Source organism: Mesorhizobium sp. WSM3224, assembly GCF_000427725.1.
GTDB lineage: Bacteria > Pseudomonadota > Alphaproteobacteria > Rhizobiales > Rhizobiaceae > Mesorhizobium.
Genome location: NZ_ATYO01000012.1, coordinates 74,549 through 88,676, shown reverse-complemented (window position 1 = coordinate 88,676; position 14,128 = coordinate 74,549). Strand labels below are relative to the sequence as shown.

At 64.5% G+C, this 14,128-nt stretch carries 12 protein-coding genes; 4 read left to right on the top strand and 8 right to left on the bottom strand.

Annotated features, from left to right (window positions below):
- The first annotated feature begins 26 nt into the window (after positions 1-26).
- Positions 27-854, top strand: coding sequence for a hypothetical protein (locus tag YU3_RS0120560; RefSeq protein ID WP_245273575.1), 828 nt, complete (start codon positions 27-29; stop codon positions 852-854).
- A 23-nt stretch (positions 855-877) separates the two neighbouring features.
- The gene (locus YU3_RS0120555) at positions 878-1,735 is read left to right on the top strand and encodes a hypothetical protein (RefSeq protein WP_156913540.1); all 858 of its coding nucleotides are present in this window, start codon (positions 878-880) and stop codon (positions 1,733-1,735) included.
- 35 nt (positions 1,736-1,770) lie between these two features.
- On the opposite strand, the gene YU3_RS0120550 is transcribed toward YU3_RS0120555, so the two are convergent.
- The 7 genes from YU3_RS0120550 to YU3_RS0120520 all read right to left on the bottom strand — a co-directional run bounded on the left by YU3_RS0120550 (position 1,771) and on the right by YU3_RS0120520 (position 10,522).
- Entirely contained in the window at positions 1,771-3,456 is a 1,686-nt protein-coding gene (locus tag YU3_RS0120550) for a tetratricopeptide repeat protein (protein ID WP_027168013.1), read from the bottom strand.
- A 138-nt stretch (positions 3,457-3,594) separates the two neighbouring features.
- Positions 3,595-5,235, bottom strand: a complete 1,641-nt coding sequence (locus YU3_RS0120545) for an ABC transporter substrate-binding protein (RefSeq protein ID WP_027168012.1) — start codon at positions 5,233-5,235, stop codon at positions 3,595-3,597.
- Between the two features lie 263 nt (positions 5,236-5,498).
- Positions 5,499-6,542 (bottom strand): alpha/beta hydrolase, encoded by a 1,044-nt coding sequence (locus YU3_RS36930; protein ID WP_084508172.1) that lies wholly within the window; start codon positions 6,540-6,542, stop codon positions 5,499-5,501.
- A 5-nt stretch (positions 6,543-6,547) separates the two neighbouring features.
- On the bottom strand, positions 6,548-7,225 hold the full coding sequence (locus tag YU3_RS0120535; RefSeq protein WP_027168011.1) for an isochorismatase family protein: 678 nt from the start codon (positions 7,223-7,225) through the stop codon (positions 6,548-6,550).
- 269 nt (positions 7,226-7,494) lie between these two features.
- The gene (locus YU3_RS0120530; RefSeq protein ID WP_027168010.1) at positions 7,495-8,799 is read right to left on the bottom strand and encodes a Xaa-Pro peptidase family protein; all 1,305 of its coding nucleotides are present in this window, start codon (positions 8,797-8,799) and stop codon (positions 7,495-7,497) included.
- Between the two features lie 308 nt (positions 8,800-9,107).
- A complete protein-coding gene (locus tag YU3_RS0120525; protein ID WP_027168009.1) occupies positions 9,108-10,082 on the bottom strand; it encodes a GlxA family transcriptional regulator in 975 nt (324 codons plus the stop codon).
- Entirely contained in the window at positions 10,079-10,522 is a 444-nt protein-coding gene (locus YU3_RS0120520) for an NUDIX domain-containing protein (protein WP_245273574.1), read from the bottom strand. The genes YU3_RS0120525 and YU3_RS0120520 overlap by 4 nt, the downstream gene beginning before the upstream one ends.
- A 90-nt stretch (positions 10,523-10,612) precedes the next feature.
- Between YU3_RS0120520 and YU3_RS0120515 the strand changes: the two genes are divergently transcribed.
- Positions 10,613-11,122 carry a GAF domain-containing protein gene (locus YU3_RS0120515; protein WP_027168007.1) on the top strand — a complete coding sequence of 170 codons (510 nt, stop codon included), beginning with the start codon at positions 10,613-10,615 and terminating at the stop codon, positions 11,120-11,122.
- 40 nt (positions 11,123-11,162) lie between these two features.
- Here YU3_RS0120515 and YU3_RS0120510 read toward each other — a convergent pair whose 3' ends face one another.
- The gene (locus tag YU3_RS0120510) at positions 11,163-12,125 is read right to left on the bottom strand and encodes a YeiH family protein (protein WP_027168006.1); all 963 of its coding nucleotides are present in this window, start codon (positions 12,123-12,125) and stop codon (positions 11,163-11,165) included.
- Positions 12,126-12,445: 320 nt separating this feature from the next.
- Here YU3_RS0120510 and YU3_RS0120505 point away from each other — a divergent pair, with 320 nt between their 5' ends.
- Positions 12,446-13,879: an aldehyde dehydrogenase family protein gene (locus YU3_RS0120505; RefSeq protein ID WP_027168005.1), complete on the top strand. Its 1,434-nt coding sequence runs from the start codon at positions 12,446-12,448 to the stop codon at positions 13,877-13,879.
- The last annotated feature ends 249 nt before the right edge of the window (positions 13,880-14,128 follow it).

The following is a 14,128-nucleotide window of genomic DNA, read 5'->3' as shown; positions in this document are numbered from 1 at the left end:
AGCCCTTCAATCTTGGCAAATTTACTTTGAAGTCGCCGATTGGACACGGCGGTGACTCGGGGGAAATTATCATGACCACCGCAACATTGGGACGACCAGGCCGATTCGAGATCGGCAGGGTATTCAGCAACACCTTCGGCGTGATTGGCCGCAACATCGGGCTTTGCGTGGGACTGGCGGCTTTGTTTGCAGGCCTGCCGGCGTTCATTATCCGGCTGCTGACTCAGCCGCAAATCGAAGCAATGCGGCATCAAGATCCGGCCGCCATGGCAGACCCAGGCGCCATGTTCCGCAATTCCTACATCACCATCATCGCCGGGCTGATCTCGTTTGCCTGCACGCTGCTGCTGCAGTCGGCGCTGGTGCGTGCGACGATCGAGGACCTCAACGGCAAGCGGCCGTCCTTCGGCGACTGCATTCAGATCGCGATCCGCTTTCTGCTGCCGACGCTGGCCATTAGCCTTCTCGTCGGTCTCGGCGCGGGTCTGGGCCTGATGCTGTTGATCGTACCTGGCATCATTCTCTGGCTCGGTTGGTCCATGGCGGTGCCGGTCCTGATCCAGGAGCGGCGCGGCGTGTTCGGCTCGATGTCGCGCAGCCGCGCTTTGACCAAGGGCAGCCGCTGGTCGCTTTTCGGCCTGTTCCTCATTCTCATCATCATCGGGATGATCATCCAGTGGGGGTTACTGCTCGTTCTCGTGCTGTTGGGCGGCATCATTGCCGAGATCGGAGCCGCGCTGGTGCAGACCGTGCTGTCGATGGTGCTGGCGATCGCCGTAGCGGTGAGCTTCGTCGAACTGCGCCAGGCGAAGGAAGGTGCAAGCATCGACGAACTGGCGGAGATCTTCTCGTAGACGATAAGGATCGACTTCAAGGCATGAGCAATCCTGGCGCTGCGGGAAAATTCCGACTGGGCCGGGTGGTGGGCGATACGGCCTCGTTCATTGGACGGAACCTGGTTCTCACGCTAGTGGTCGCCGCGCTCTTCTTCGCCCTGCCGTCGATTTTGATCGGCCTGTTGACCTTCGCCTACCGGGAGAGGGCGGTATATCTGGTCGGCGCCGGCGACGTCGAACCTTTCGCCGTCGCGGTCTATGTTGGGTTTTCCCTGCTTGCCGGGCTTCTGGGTGCCCTGCCGGGGTTCCTGGGTCATGCGGTGCTGTCGGCGGCCGTCCTGGACGACATAAAGGTCGGTCGCCCGTCGATCGCAGGCTGTATTGGAGCAGCCTTCCACCGAGCCATTCCCGTGCTCGGCATTGGGTTCACGATCTATCTGGTGGGGTTTTTCGCGCAGCAGGCGATGATCGGCGCCGAATTGCTGTTTCCGTCTTTCGGTGGCGGTGTGGCGTTCGTGCTGATGGTCGTGCCATGTATCGTGTGGGTGCTGGCCGCCCTGGCGGCCGTTCCCGTCGCGATGCGCGAAGGCCTTGGAGCGTTGGCTTCGATGACACGCAGCCGCGCCCTGACCAAGGGATATCGCTGGCCGATACTCGGCCTGTTTCTGATTGTCTTCGTGCTGGCGCTGGCCTTGCGAGTGGCGCTTTTTCTTGGGTTCAGCCTTGCAGTGCCTGTGGTCGCTCCGGCTTCTATATCGATCGTCGGCGCAACCGCGAGCGCCGTCGTCACGGCGATCATATGGACGATGGCGTCGATCGCCGCGACGTCCACATACGTTGACCTGCGGCGCGCAAAGGAAGGCGGAGGCGTCGACGAATTGGTGGATGTCTTTTCCTAGCAATCAACGGTGTCGAGGAAGGCGGCAGCTCGGCGTCAATGACAGCAGCAATGCTTCGGTTGCACACTCGTCCGGCACAGGCAGGACGAGGTGATCGGCACGTCCGTCTTGGCCAAGGCTGCAGCCAACTTCGCCTGCAACCCCGGCAGTTCCTCGCTCTCGCCGCGTCGCTTCAGGCATTCGACCAGCCCGTGCAGCGCCCAGACGTTGTCTGGATGCTGGGCGCAGCGTTGCACCGCGCCGCTCAAGCCCAGATCGTTGCGATAGACCTGCTCGGCCTCCGCGGCGTGTCCCTGGTCGAGCAGAAGCGCCGCCAGCGCGTGGCGTGGCGGATGCATCCAGGCCCACGGCTCGGTGTAGGATAGATTGTCGTCGAGCTCGACCGCACGGCGCAGATGCTCGTAGGCCTCGTCGTGCCGGCCCTGGTGGTAGGCGAGCTCGCCGTCGAGCAGCGCGGCGCCCACCGCGAGCGAAGCTCTCGTCGGGTTGCTGAGGAAGCGGCGCTCCGGTGCAATGCCATCGATTTGCCGGCTGAATAGATCGCGTTCACGCTCGGCTGCCGCGAATTCGCGCAGCGTCGCATGCGCCACGCCCTTGGCGTAGTGCTGCAGCGCAGTGGTCACCACATAGAGCCCGGGCTCGCCATTCATCGGCTCGTCGATGATCTCGCGCCAGCGCCCGAAGCGCACCTGCACATGCGACTTCATCGCGTGATAGCCCTCGACCGTCTGCGTCAGCTTCGGCCGTTCGGGAATATTGACGACGTCGCGCGTCACCAGGCTGCGCACCTTGTCCGCCGCCCACAGCGCCGGGCGCTGCTGGCCGAGAAGCATGCAGGTGAACATCATCAAATGCAGGTCGTGGCAGCATCCAAGCAGGTAATAGGTCGGCTCGCCGGCATAGGCGAGGTAGAGGTCGTTGGCGCGCACCGCCTTCTCGCTGGCGATCTTCGCCTTCTCATATTCGCCGCAGAGTACGTAGATGTGCCCGGGCATGTGGTTCATATGGCCGGCATCCGGGCACATCGTGCCCAGCCGCTCCGCCGAGCGCATGCCGCGCTCGGGCTGCGTCGACATTTCGAGCAGATGGATATGGAGATGCAGCGCCGCCGGATGCGGCGCAGCACCCACCTCATCCGAGAGCCGGATCGAGCGCTCGCAGATCTCCAGCGCTTCGAGCACATCGGAATTCGGCGCCGGCACGCCGGTCTTGAGGTTCCACAGCCGCCGCACCGTGCGCATCATCAGCGCCTCGACGGTCAGCACCATCACGTCATGGTCGTCGGGGAACGCGCGAAAAACCTGCCGCATCGCGGCGGCATAGGCGTCGTCCCATTTTTCGAATTCCGCGGCACTCACGCCGTGAGGCTGCTGGAAGCGCGCGACCAGCGCTTCGATCAGTCGCTGCTCGACCGCACTGGCCTTTGCCGATTTTGAGCGAGCGAGTTGCACATGCTCGAAGCACCGCTTGGCGACATGGTCGGCCTCGGCCTTGCCATGTTCCTTCCAGGTGAGGTTGTAGAAAGGCCCGGCGGCGTAGGCGATGCCCCAATGCACGAACGCGCAATCAGGATCGGTCTCAAGCGCCTTCTCGAAGCATTTGATCCCTTCCTCGTGGTTGAAGCCGTAGCACCAGTTCAGCCCGATATCGAACCAGCGCTGCGTCTCGGCCGAGGATGTGGAGATGGGACGGCGATAGGTGCCGAGGTCGAAGTGGTCCATGCCTGACTGCTTCTCGAGTGTCGCGCCGCCGGGAGAGGCCGGTCGGGCTCAATCTGAGCGGAAAGGCAATCGCTTGGCAAATGACAAACGGCCGACGCGACTGGAAGATCGCGCCGGCCCGCCTTAGTCCTGGGAGGATCAGGACTCCAGCCAGACTTTCTCGAAATGCTGCTCGAGCGCCTGATGCTGTTCGCAGCCCTGCACGCCCTTGCGGTAGGTGCGGTAGACCGAACGCCAGTAGGGCTGGACGATGATGCCGGAGTCGCGCAAATTCGTCTCGATCTTGGCCATGATCTCCTTGCGCGCCGCTGCGTCGGGTGTGGCAAGCGCCTTGTCGAGAAGGTCGTCGAACTCCTTGTTCGAATAGGCGCTTTCGTTCCAGGCGCCGCCCGACTTGTAGGCCAACGCCAGCACCTGCACGCCGAGCGGCCGGCCGAGCCATTCGGTGCAGGAATAGGGGAACTTGGCCCAGTCGTTCCAGAAGGTCGCGGCCGGCAGCACCGTCCGCTTGATCTTGAGGCCCGCCTCGCGGATCTGGGCCGCGATCGCGTCGGCGGTGCTCTTCTGCCATTCGATGTCGACCGAGATCAGCTCATATTCGTGATCGGCCTTGCCGGCTTCCGCGATCAGCTTCTTGGATGCTTCGACATCGCGCTTGGCCGGACCGATATCGGCAAACTCGGGGTGCATCGGGCCGACATGGTGGTTGTCGGCGGATTTTCCGCGACCGTCGATACCGAGCTTCAGCACGGCCGAATTGTCGACGGCAAGCTGGGCGGCGCGGCGCACCTTGACGTCGTCATAGGGCGCGTTGCCGACATTGAAGCGCGCGACGATGGTCGAGCCGGTGGCGATCTCGGAATTCTGCAGGCCCATCTGCTCGGTCTGCGACACGGCGTCGGAAACGGTCTCGTGGTCGGTGTCGATCTCGCCGGATTCGAAGGCCGACAGCATGGCGTTGGGATCGGAGCCGTAGTCGACCCATTTGATGCCGTCGAGATAGAACTCGCCCTTCCACCACGGCTTGTCCTTGCGCTTCACCTCCGCGCCTGTCTCGGCGTCCCAGCTCACCAGCTCGCACGGGCCGGTGGTGATGGCCAGTGCCTTCTTCGGGTCGGCGTCGCCCTCATAGGAGCGGTGCATGATCAGCGCCGGATAGTCGGCCATGCCGGCGATCAGCGAGATGTCGGGCTTCGGCAGGTTGAGCTTGACGGTGTAGTCGTCGACCTTCTGGATGCCGCCGTCCACCGGTTTCTTGGTGTCGGCGTTGACCAGCGCGCCCATGCGCGCGGCGACCGAATTGCCGGCGACCGAGCCATCGCACCAGCGGTTGAGGTTGTGGATCACGTCGTCGGCGTTGAAAATGTCGCCGTTCGACCAGGTGATGCCCTTGCGCACGTGAAGCGTGACCGTCTTGGCGTCGTCGCTGGTTTCCCAGCTTTCCAGCAGCCACGGCTCGAAGCTGAAGTCGGTATTCCAGCGCACAAGATATTCGTTGCACTGGCGCGCGACATTCGACATCTCGACGCCGTCGAAGGTGCGCGGGTCCTTAAAACCTTTGACGTTCATCGCCACGCGAAGTGTGCCGCCGCGCCTCGGTTCTGCGGCGCGGGCAGGCGAGGGAGCGATCCCGCCCAGCGCCAGCGCGCCGGCGGCGCTGACGCCGAGACCGGCCATTAGCGCCAGATATTCGCGCCGGCTGATCGCGCCTGTCTTGAAATCCCCGGCGGTCGGCTTGGCCCGCGGGTGCAGTTTCCTGTCGGTCAGCATGAATTTCATCGTCGTTCCCTCTGTTGTTGGGCGCCCCCTGACGATCGCGTCGCGGGGGGCGGATGCGACCGCCGGGCGCCGTTGCCTGCCTACGGGATGATAGGGCTGCTTTCCGCAGCGAAATGTTTAGTTTTCCGCAGTTCTTGTGCGCTGTTCCGCAGGGAGAATAGCCAATCTCCCCCTTGTGGGGGAGATGCCCGGCAGGGCAGAGAGGGGCGCTGTCCCGCCGACGTCTCAGCGGTCAGCGCTAAGTTCTCAAGTCGTTCAGATGATCAAAAGTCCGAGGGGCCGCGTTCCTTCGCGCCCCCCTCTGGCCTGCCGGCCATCTCTCCCACTTGGGGGGAGATTAGCGCTCCATCGCCGGCGCCAAGTTTTGCGATGTCCCAGATGATCCGCCCAAACGCCTCCGCCGCTCGGCGCACGGTCATGCGGGCACGCAAAAAACTGTGCACCAGCCGCGGCTCCTCGCGCCACACAGCCTGGCCGCCGGCGGCCAGAATCCGGTCGCGATAGATCTTACCGTCCGACGACAGCGGATCGCATTCGGCGGTGACGATCACTGTCGGCGGCAGGCCTGCAAAGTCACGATCCTTGAGCGGCGAGAACGTCGGGTCGTCCAAAGCCTGCCCGGGCGCCGAGCGTATGCGCCGGTAGAACTCGATATCGGCAAGCGTCAGCAGCGGCGCCTCGGCATGCTCGACATAAGAGCGCCCGGTCTCGGCGCTGCCTAGGCCGGGATAGATCAGCATCTGGCTGATCGCATGTCGGGGATGGCGCCGCGTCGCCTGCGCCACGGCGGCGGCGAGATTGCCGCCGGCGCTTTCGCCGCAAAGCACGATCGGCAGCGCGCTCGTCGCCGCGGCCCATTCGAACACGGCAAGCGCATCGTCGAAGGAAGCGGGGTGCGGATGCTCCGGCGCCAGGCGGTAGTCGGCCGAGATCACCTCGAAGCCGGTGCCGGCACAGATTTCGGCGCAGATGTCGTCGTGGCTGTTAAGGTCGCCGAGGACAAAGCCGCCGCCGTGGAAGTAGACCACAACGGCCGCCGCGACCCTGTTCGCCATGCGATAGCGGCGGACCGGGATCGCATGCGTCTTGGTGGCGACGAGGCCGTCGCTGGTAGTCACGCCTTCCGGACGGCCCTGGTCGAACGCCACGCACATTTGATTGTACACCGCGCGCTGTTCGGCGATCGGCGAGGCCACGATCTCCGGCGGGTACCAGCCGTTGACCTTGTCGATATAGTCCCACAGTTCCCGATCGAGCCTGTCGGCGTATTTGCCGCGGCTCGCCGGATCGGTTGGGTCGCTGGCCACGATAGTCAGAGCTCTGCGTAAAGCCGCGCCGCGTTCTCGAAGGTGAAGCGCAGCGGCACCGAACCCTCGACCTGCCAAACGTTGACCGTATCGCCGGCCATCAGCCGGCAGGCGTCGAGCGTGTTGGTGACGGCGCCGCCATAGAGGCGGTTGGCGAGGTTGAGGATGCCGGTCTGGTGCATGGCGGCACTCGCGCTGCCGCAGGCATCCTTAACCAGCAGCACGCGAAAACCGCGCGCCACCGCGTCCTTCACCGTGGCGTCGATGCAGGCCTCGGTCCACACGCCGGCAACGACGAGCCATTCGATGCCGGCTGCCTTGAGCTTGTCGGCAAAGTCGTTCCTGCCGAAGGCGCTCGCTTCCTGCTTGACCAGCATGGCTTCGCCGTCTTTTGGGCCGACTTCATGGCAGATCGCTGTCAGCGGATCGTCCTTGTCGGAGAAAGCCGACTTGCCGCTTTCATCCAACGGATGGAACGGCCGCGCCTCGGCGAGGTCGACGATGTAGGCCCAGTGGTAGAGCGGCACGAAATTGCGCCGCGCCGCCTCCTGCAGGCGCTGGACGTTGGCGAGGATGTCGCCAAAACCCTCGACCAGATAGCGTTTGTCCTTGCGATGCTCCTCCTGGAGATCGATGAACACCGCGGCCACCGTGCCGCGCCGGATGGAAATTGGATTCTTCATGCACATTCTCAGGCTTCGTCATTCCAGGGCGTAGCAGCCGCGAAGCGGCGTCGCGAAGACCCTGGAATCCATGCCGTTACGTTTCATCGAAGAGTGCGGCCTAACAGAATTCCGCAGCGTTGCAACGCTTCGACGTAACGGAATGGATTCCAGGGTCTGCGCCGCGTCGCTCCGCTCCTTGTTTCGCCCTGGAATGACGACGGCACGGGTGTTGCGGCCAATCGCCAAGGCTTGCGACGCCGGACCGGCGCTCATCGTGCTTACGGACATCAAACCTGCGGCTCCAGGAATTCATCCTCATAAGGAAACCGCGAGAGCAGCTCGGTGCCGGTCTCGGTGATCAGGATCTCGTCCTCCAGCTTGACGCCCTCGCGGCCGCCTTTCTCGCCGATATAGCTTTCGACGCTGACCACCATGCCCGGCACGATGACGCCGTCGCGGCCATAGGTCTCGTAATCCATCGCATGCGCGATGAAAGGCGTCTCGCCATGCATGCCGACGCCGTGCATGACCGAGGTGTAGCGCTGGTCGACGAAGCGGTCGGGGATCTTCCAGGCCTTCTCGGCGATCTCGCGAAAGGCCATGCCGGGCTTCACGATGCCGATATTGTGCTGCACCTGGTCATGCGCCATGCGATAGAGCGATTTCTGGTAGGGCGTCGGCTTGCCCGGGCCGCAGCGGAAGGTGCGCGAGAAGTCGGAATAATAGCCGTAGCAGCCGATCGTGTCGGTATCGAGCGCCAGCAATTCTCCCGGCCGGATCTTGCGGCCGCTGGCCTCGTTGAACCATGGATTGGTGCGCTGGCCGGAGGTCAAGAGCCGTGTCTCGATGAACTCGCCGCCCTGGCGGATCACCTCGCCATACATGATGGCAAAAAGCTCGTTCTCAGAGACGCCGGGCTTGATCGCCTCGCGCACGGCGGCCACCGCGGCTTCAGCGCCCGCCATCGACACCTGCAGGCACTTCACTTCCTCCGGCGTCTTCACCGCCCGCACGGCGAGGATCTCGCCCTGGCAGTCCTTGACCTCGCAGCCGCGCTTTTCCAGCGCGAGTGCCTGCAGATGGCTGCAGCGGTCGAGGCCGAGCTTCATCGAGCCGCCGCCATGCTTCTTCAGAAGCTCGGTGATCTCGTCGGCGAAGGGCCCGGCGGTCTCGTCGTCGCGGCCGGAGACCGATGACCAGACCAGCTTGGAGGGCCGCGCCTCGTCGATCGTGTCGAGCACCATCGAGACATGGTAGCTCTGCGGATATTCGAACAGCACGATCGGCCCTTCGGTCGGGATGAAGAAGTAGCGCGTCGAGTTGCGCAGGAAATAGCCGAACATGTTGCGCGAGCCGGTGGCGTAGCGCTGGTTGTAGGGATCGAACAGCACGACGCCGCCATAGCCCGCCTCGCGCATCCAGGCACGCAGCTTGGCCAGCCGCCCCTTGCGCAGCGCGTCGGCATCGATGAAGGACGGCTCGGTGTCGGAGAGCCACATGCCGCCGGCGGGATCGGCCGCGGCCGGATGGCGCATGCGGTCCTTGAAGTCCACGTCCTCGGTGCTGTCGGGATCGAAAACGACGATGCTCATGGGTGCCTCCTGTTCGTGCGAACATAGCCGGGCAGGATGCAGCGCTTGTGCGACATTCCGCGATTGTTGTGCCGGATGCCGCGCGCAACGAGCAGCGTGGCGATCGTTCGCGCCCCCCTCTGTCCTGCCGGACATCTCCCCCTCAAGGGGGGAGATCAACCGTCGCGGCCGCTTTCGCCAATCTCCAACGTTGAATAAGGAGAGCCGGCGACGGAACTGCCAATCTCCCCCCAAGAGGGGGAGATGTCCGGCAGGACAGAGGGGGGCGCTGTCCCGCCAGCGTCTCATCGCGCTAGCGCGCACTCCACCTAATGCCTTCGCATCGCCTTCGGCGCATGCCCGTGCTCTTCCCGAAACGCCCGGGCAAAGCTCGACATCGAGGCGAACCCACACGCCAGCGCCACGTCGCGCACCATCAGCGTCGAGTGTGCCAGCAGATCCGCTGCGCGCTTAAGCCTGAGCCGCCGGTAATAGCCATTGGGCGAGATATCCAGCTCGGCGCGGAAATTGCGCTCGAGCTTGTCGGGCGAGACGCCCAGTCGCTCCGCCAGCTCCGCCATGCCGAGCCGCTCCTCGACGGCATCTTCCATGATGGCGATGGCCGACAGCACCAGCTCGTTCTGCACCCCGGTGCGCAGGCGCAGCGGCATCAGCTTGCGGTCGACGCTCGACCGCAGCGGGCTGTGCACGAACCATTCGGCGACGCCGGCCGCGATCTCGGCGCCATAGTCCTGCGTGATGATCTCCAGCATCATGTCGAGGCTGCCGACGCCGCCGGCCGACGTGAAACGCTTGCGGTCGATGACGAAGAGATCGCGCCGAAGCTCGATGTCCGGGAACGCCTCGGTGAACGCGGCCTGGCTGGTCCAGTGCAAGGTGCAGGCATGTCCGTCGAGCAGGCCGGCGCGGGCGAGGAAGAAGGCAGCGTCCGCCACCGCGCCGATATGCGCGCCGCCGCGCAGGCTTTTGCGGATCCAGCTCATCGCCTCGTCGGCAACGACATGGTCGGCATCGCCGCCGGAGCACACCACGATGCGGTCGACCTTCGGCGCGTCGGAGGCGCAAAAGCCCGGCTGGATGACGACCCCGTTCGAAGCCTCGACGGTGCCCTGGTCGGCGCCCACGATCACCCAGCGGTAGCAGTCGCGCCTGGCAAGCACATTGGCGGCGCGCAGCGGCTCGATGACGGAAGAAAACGCCATCATCGGAAAGCCGGGAAAGACCAGCACCGCGAAGGTGAGGGGCGCTTCGTTCGTTTGCTTTGCCTGGCTCCGCCCGCTCATGACCGGCCGCCGTAGCGCGGCAGCACGATGTCGGCGGTGAGCGGCGCGAGTTCCATTCCGCTTGCCAGGTCCGGGCTCAGCCAGATCATCTCATCGATCTCTGCCGCCGGGATCGGCTCGCCGGTGATGGAGAGTTCGAACAGCTCGGCTTCGAGGCGCGCATCCGGCTCATTGGCGGCGAGGGCCGAGAAGGAGCCCAGGTGGAACGCCGCGGCCGGATCGACGACGATGCCCAACTCCTCGCGCAGTTCGCGGGCAAGGGCGGCGGCGGGCAACTCACCCGGTTCGATCTTGCCGCCGGCCTGCATGAATGTGCTGGTGCCGCGCTTGCGCACCAGAAGCAGCCTGCCGCCGTCGTCGCGGATTACCGCGGCGGCGATACGGATCGTCCTGGCCCGCACAGCCGTTGCCGGCATTGTCCTGGAATAGCTGGAGGTCACGATAGGCTGTTTCCCGGCGGCGGTTTTGGTGGCACAGAGAGGTGAACTCTAGCTGGCGGTGCGGCCGGCTTGCAACGGAGAGATCACGCGATGTTTGCGGCAACGGCAATCGACACAAGCGACAAGCCGGCCTTCTACAAGGAGTTGGCCACGCAATTGAAAGCGCTGCTGGAAGGCGAGAGCGATTCCATCGCCAACGCCGCCAACACGGCTGCGCTGATCTACCAGATGGTGCCCGACCTCAACTGGGCCGGCTTCTATTTCCTGGCATCCGACGACGAGCTGGTGCTCGGCCCCTTCCAGGGCAAGCCGGCCTGCGTGCGCATCGCAGTCGGCACGGGCGTCTGCGGCAAGGCCATCGAGCTCGACATGTCGATGCTGGTCAAGGACGTACACGATTTTCCGGGCCACATCGCCTGTGATGCCGATTCGCGCTCGGAACTCGTCGTGCTCTTGCGCGACGCCGATGGCGCCTTCGGTGTGCTCGACCTCGACAGCTCGCTGCCCGGCCGCTTCGACAGGCAAGACCAGGCCGGCATCGAAAAACTCGCCGCGATCTATGTCGCGGCGACTTCGTTCGAGGACGATGACGAAGATTAAGTCCTATCGGGGCTCGGGCGAGGCGGGCCTCGCCTGAACCTCAGGCGAACCTCACCAGCATCAGGCTGAAAGCGGCGATGAAGATGAAGGCCGAGAAGGCCAGCATCAGGGGCCGCAGGCCGCGCGATCGCAACTGGGAAATGTCGGCCTGAAGACCCATGGCGGCGAGCCCCATGGTCAGCATCACCTGCGCGGCCAGGGCGACTGCGGCATGGACCTGGGCGGGGAGCGCGACGAGGCTGTTCAGCGCCACGACCGCGACGAAGGCAGCGACGAACCAGGGCATCGGCGGCTTGGCGCCGGAAGCGCCGGCGCTGCGGCGGCGCGCCATCAGGCCGAGCGCGATGACCATCGGCGCCAGCATCGCGACACGTGTCAGCTTGGCGACGGTCGCGGTCTCGCCGGCGAGCGTGCCGTTCTGGAAGCCGGCGCCGATCACCTGCGCAACCTCATGGATCGAAGCGCCCGCCCAGAGGCCGAAAGCATGCTGGTCGAGCCCGAGAGCCGGCGCAAGCAGCGGAAAGCCGAGCATGGCGACGGTGCCGAACAGCGTGATCGCGGCAACCGCATAGGTGACGTCCTCGTCGCGCGCGTCGGTGACGATGTTGGTGGCGACGATCGCCGAGGCGCCGCAGATCGAGGTGCCGGCCGCGATCAACTGCGCCAGCTTATGGTCTACGCCGATCAGCCGGCCGAGCGTGACCGTGAAGAGGAAGGTGGCGCCCAGCGTGGCCGCGACGATGCCGACGCCGCCGAGGCCGATGCCCGCCACCTGGCCGAGCGTGAGCTGGAAGCCGAGCAGCACGATGGCGAAGCGCAGCAGGCGCTTTTGCGAAAACGCGATGCCGGCCTTGGCGTGGGCGGGAAGGCCAAGCACGTTTGAATAGACCATGCCGGCGACGACCGCCAGGATCATCGGGCTGAACAAAGTGAGGCCGGAGAGGTTGCGGGCCGAATAGGCCACGGTCGTGATCATCGCCACCAGGACGATTCCCGGCACGATGCCGGACCAGGCCGGCGCGAGGGCGGGGCCGTTGCCGGCCGGATCGAGGCCGTTTGGAAGATCGTTCGCGGTGACGGGCAGGAAAGACAATTGAATTCTCCAGGAGCTTCCGTCGTCGAAATGCCATTCCAGAACCAATCTTTCCAACGAATTATTCGAGTTATAATGATCGACTTTTCAGAACGATCGCGCCGCCGGACAGCTGGCTCAATGGCCTACGCTTGCGTTTGACAGGGCACATGCCGCATCGTTATCTCTGACGATATACGACGATCACCTCATCACAATCGAGCAATGCCGGCCCGCAGGGAGCGAAAACCATGTCCCACAATCTGCAGTTCTACATCGACGGCGCCTGGGTCGATCCGGCGGTGCCGAACACGCTCGATGTCATCGATCCATCAAACGAGGACGCGTTCGCGCAGATTTCGCTGGGCTCCAAGGCCGATGTCGACGAGGCGGTGGCAGCAGCCAAGCGCGCCTTCGCCAGTTTCGGCTTCACCTCGGTCGAGGAACGGCTCGATATCCTCAACCGCGTCATCGAAATCTACAAGAAGCGCAGCAAGGACCTGGCGCTCGCCGTCTCGCGCGAGATGGGCGCGCCGCGCCAGATGGCGCTGGACAGCCAGGTCGGGGTCGGCCAGGCACACCTGGAAAAGATGGCCGAAGTGCTGAAGGCTTTCCAGTTCCGTCACGTCAAAGGCTCCTCGCTCATCGTCAAGGAGCCGATCGGCGTCGTCGGCCTGATCACGCCGTGGAACTGGCCGCTTAACCAGATCACCTGCAAGGTCGGCCCCGCCCTTGCCGCCGGCTGCACCATGGTGCTGAAGCCGTCGGAGATCGCACCGCTCGACGCCGTTATCTTCGCCGAGATCATCGACGAGGCCGGCGTGCCGAAGGGCGTCTTCAACCTCGTCAACGGCGATGGCCCAACCGTCGGCCAGGCTCTGGCCAGCCATCCGGATGTCGACATGATGTCGTTTACGGGTTCGACACGCGCCGGCATCCTGGTCGCCAAGGCCGCCGCCGATACGGTCAAGCGCGTGCATCAGGAACTCGGCGGCAAGTCGGCCAACATCCTGTTCCCCGATGTCGATCTGGAGAGAGCCGTGACCAAGGGCGTCGCCGGCTGCTTCAGCAACAGCGGCCAGTCCTGCAACGCGCCGACCCGCATGTTCGTGCCGCGCGACCGTCACGACGAGGCGGCAAGCTACGCCAAGAGGGCGGCGGAGAAATTCACCGTCGGCCCGGCCGACGCGCCGGGTTCCAAGCTCGGCCCGGTGGTCAGCCAGCTGCAGTTCGACAAGATCCAGGACCTGATCCAGAGCGGCATCGACGAGGGCGCCACGCTTGTGACCGGCGGCCCAGGCCGTCCGGCGGAGCTGAACCGCGGCTATTACGTCCGCCCGACCGTGTTCGCCAATGTCACGCACGACATGCGCATCGCCACCGAAGAGATTTTCGGGCCGGTGCTGTCGATCATGCCTTACGACACGGTCGAGCAAGCGGTCGAGCAGGCTAACGACACCGTCTTCGGCCTTGCCTCCTACATCCAGGCCAAGGATATCGAGAAGGCGCGCCAGGTTGCCGCCCGCATGCGCTCCGGCAATGTCTACATCAACTACCCGAGCTGGGACGCGGGCCTGCCCTTCGGCGGCTACAAGCAGTCCGGCAACGGCCGCGAATACGCCGAATATGGCCTTGAGGATTTCCTCGAGATCAAGGGCATCGCGGGGTATGAGGCGGCGGAGTAGGTTTCGCGAGTTCGAAGTCGGAGAGCCAAGGTTCTGAAGCTGTCTAATGCATGTCGCCCAGAAGTGTGCAGCGGTTCTGGGACAACGACATGCATCAAAACAAAGACTTAAAGCGCGTCGCCTGAATCCATTTCAGCGCGACGCGCTTTAGGGCGCGGTTTCGTCCGCGCCCTTTCTTTTTCGCCCTGCCGACCTTTGGTTCTGGCGCGCTACCTGACAGCGCGATTTGGCCTTCTCGGTCCTGGCAAG

Coding starts and splice junctions, on each gene's coding strand:
- YU3_RS0120555 (WP_156913540.1), top strand. CDS start 878: ATGAGCAATCCTGGCGCTGCGGGAAAATTCCGACTGGGCCGGGTGGTG.
- YU3_RS0120550 (WP_027168013.1), bottom strand. CDS start 3,456: ATGGACCACTTCGACCTCGGCACCTATCGCCGTCCCATCTCCACATCC.
- YU3_RS0120545 (WP_027168012.1), bottom strand. CDS start 5,235: ATGAAATTCATGCTGACCGACAGGAAACTGCACCCGCGGGCCAAGCCG.
- YU3_RS0120535 (WP_027168011.1), bottom strand. CDS start 7,225: ATGAAGAATCCAATTTCCATCCGGCGCGGCACGGTGGCCGCGGTGTTC.
- YU3_RS0120530 (WP_027168010.1), bottom strand. CDS start 8,799: ATGAGCATCGTCGTTTTCGATCCCGACAGCACCGAGGACGTGGACTTC.
- YU3_RS0120525 (WP_027168009.1), bottom strand. CDS start 10,082: ATGAGCGGGCGGAGCCAGGCAAAGCAAACGAACGAAGCGCCCCTCACC.
- YU3_RS0120515 (WP_027168007.1), top strand. CDS start 10,613: ATGTTTGCGGCAACGGCAATCGACACAAGCGACAAGCCGGCCTTCTAC.
- YU3_RS0120505 (WP_027168005.1), top strand. CDS start 12,446: ATGTCCCACAATCTGCAGTTCTACATCGACGGCGCCTGGGTCGATCCG.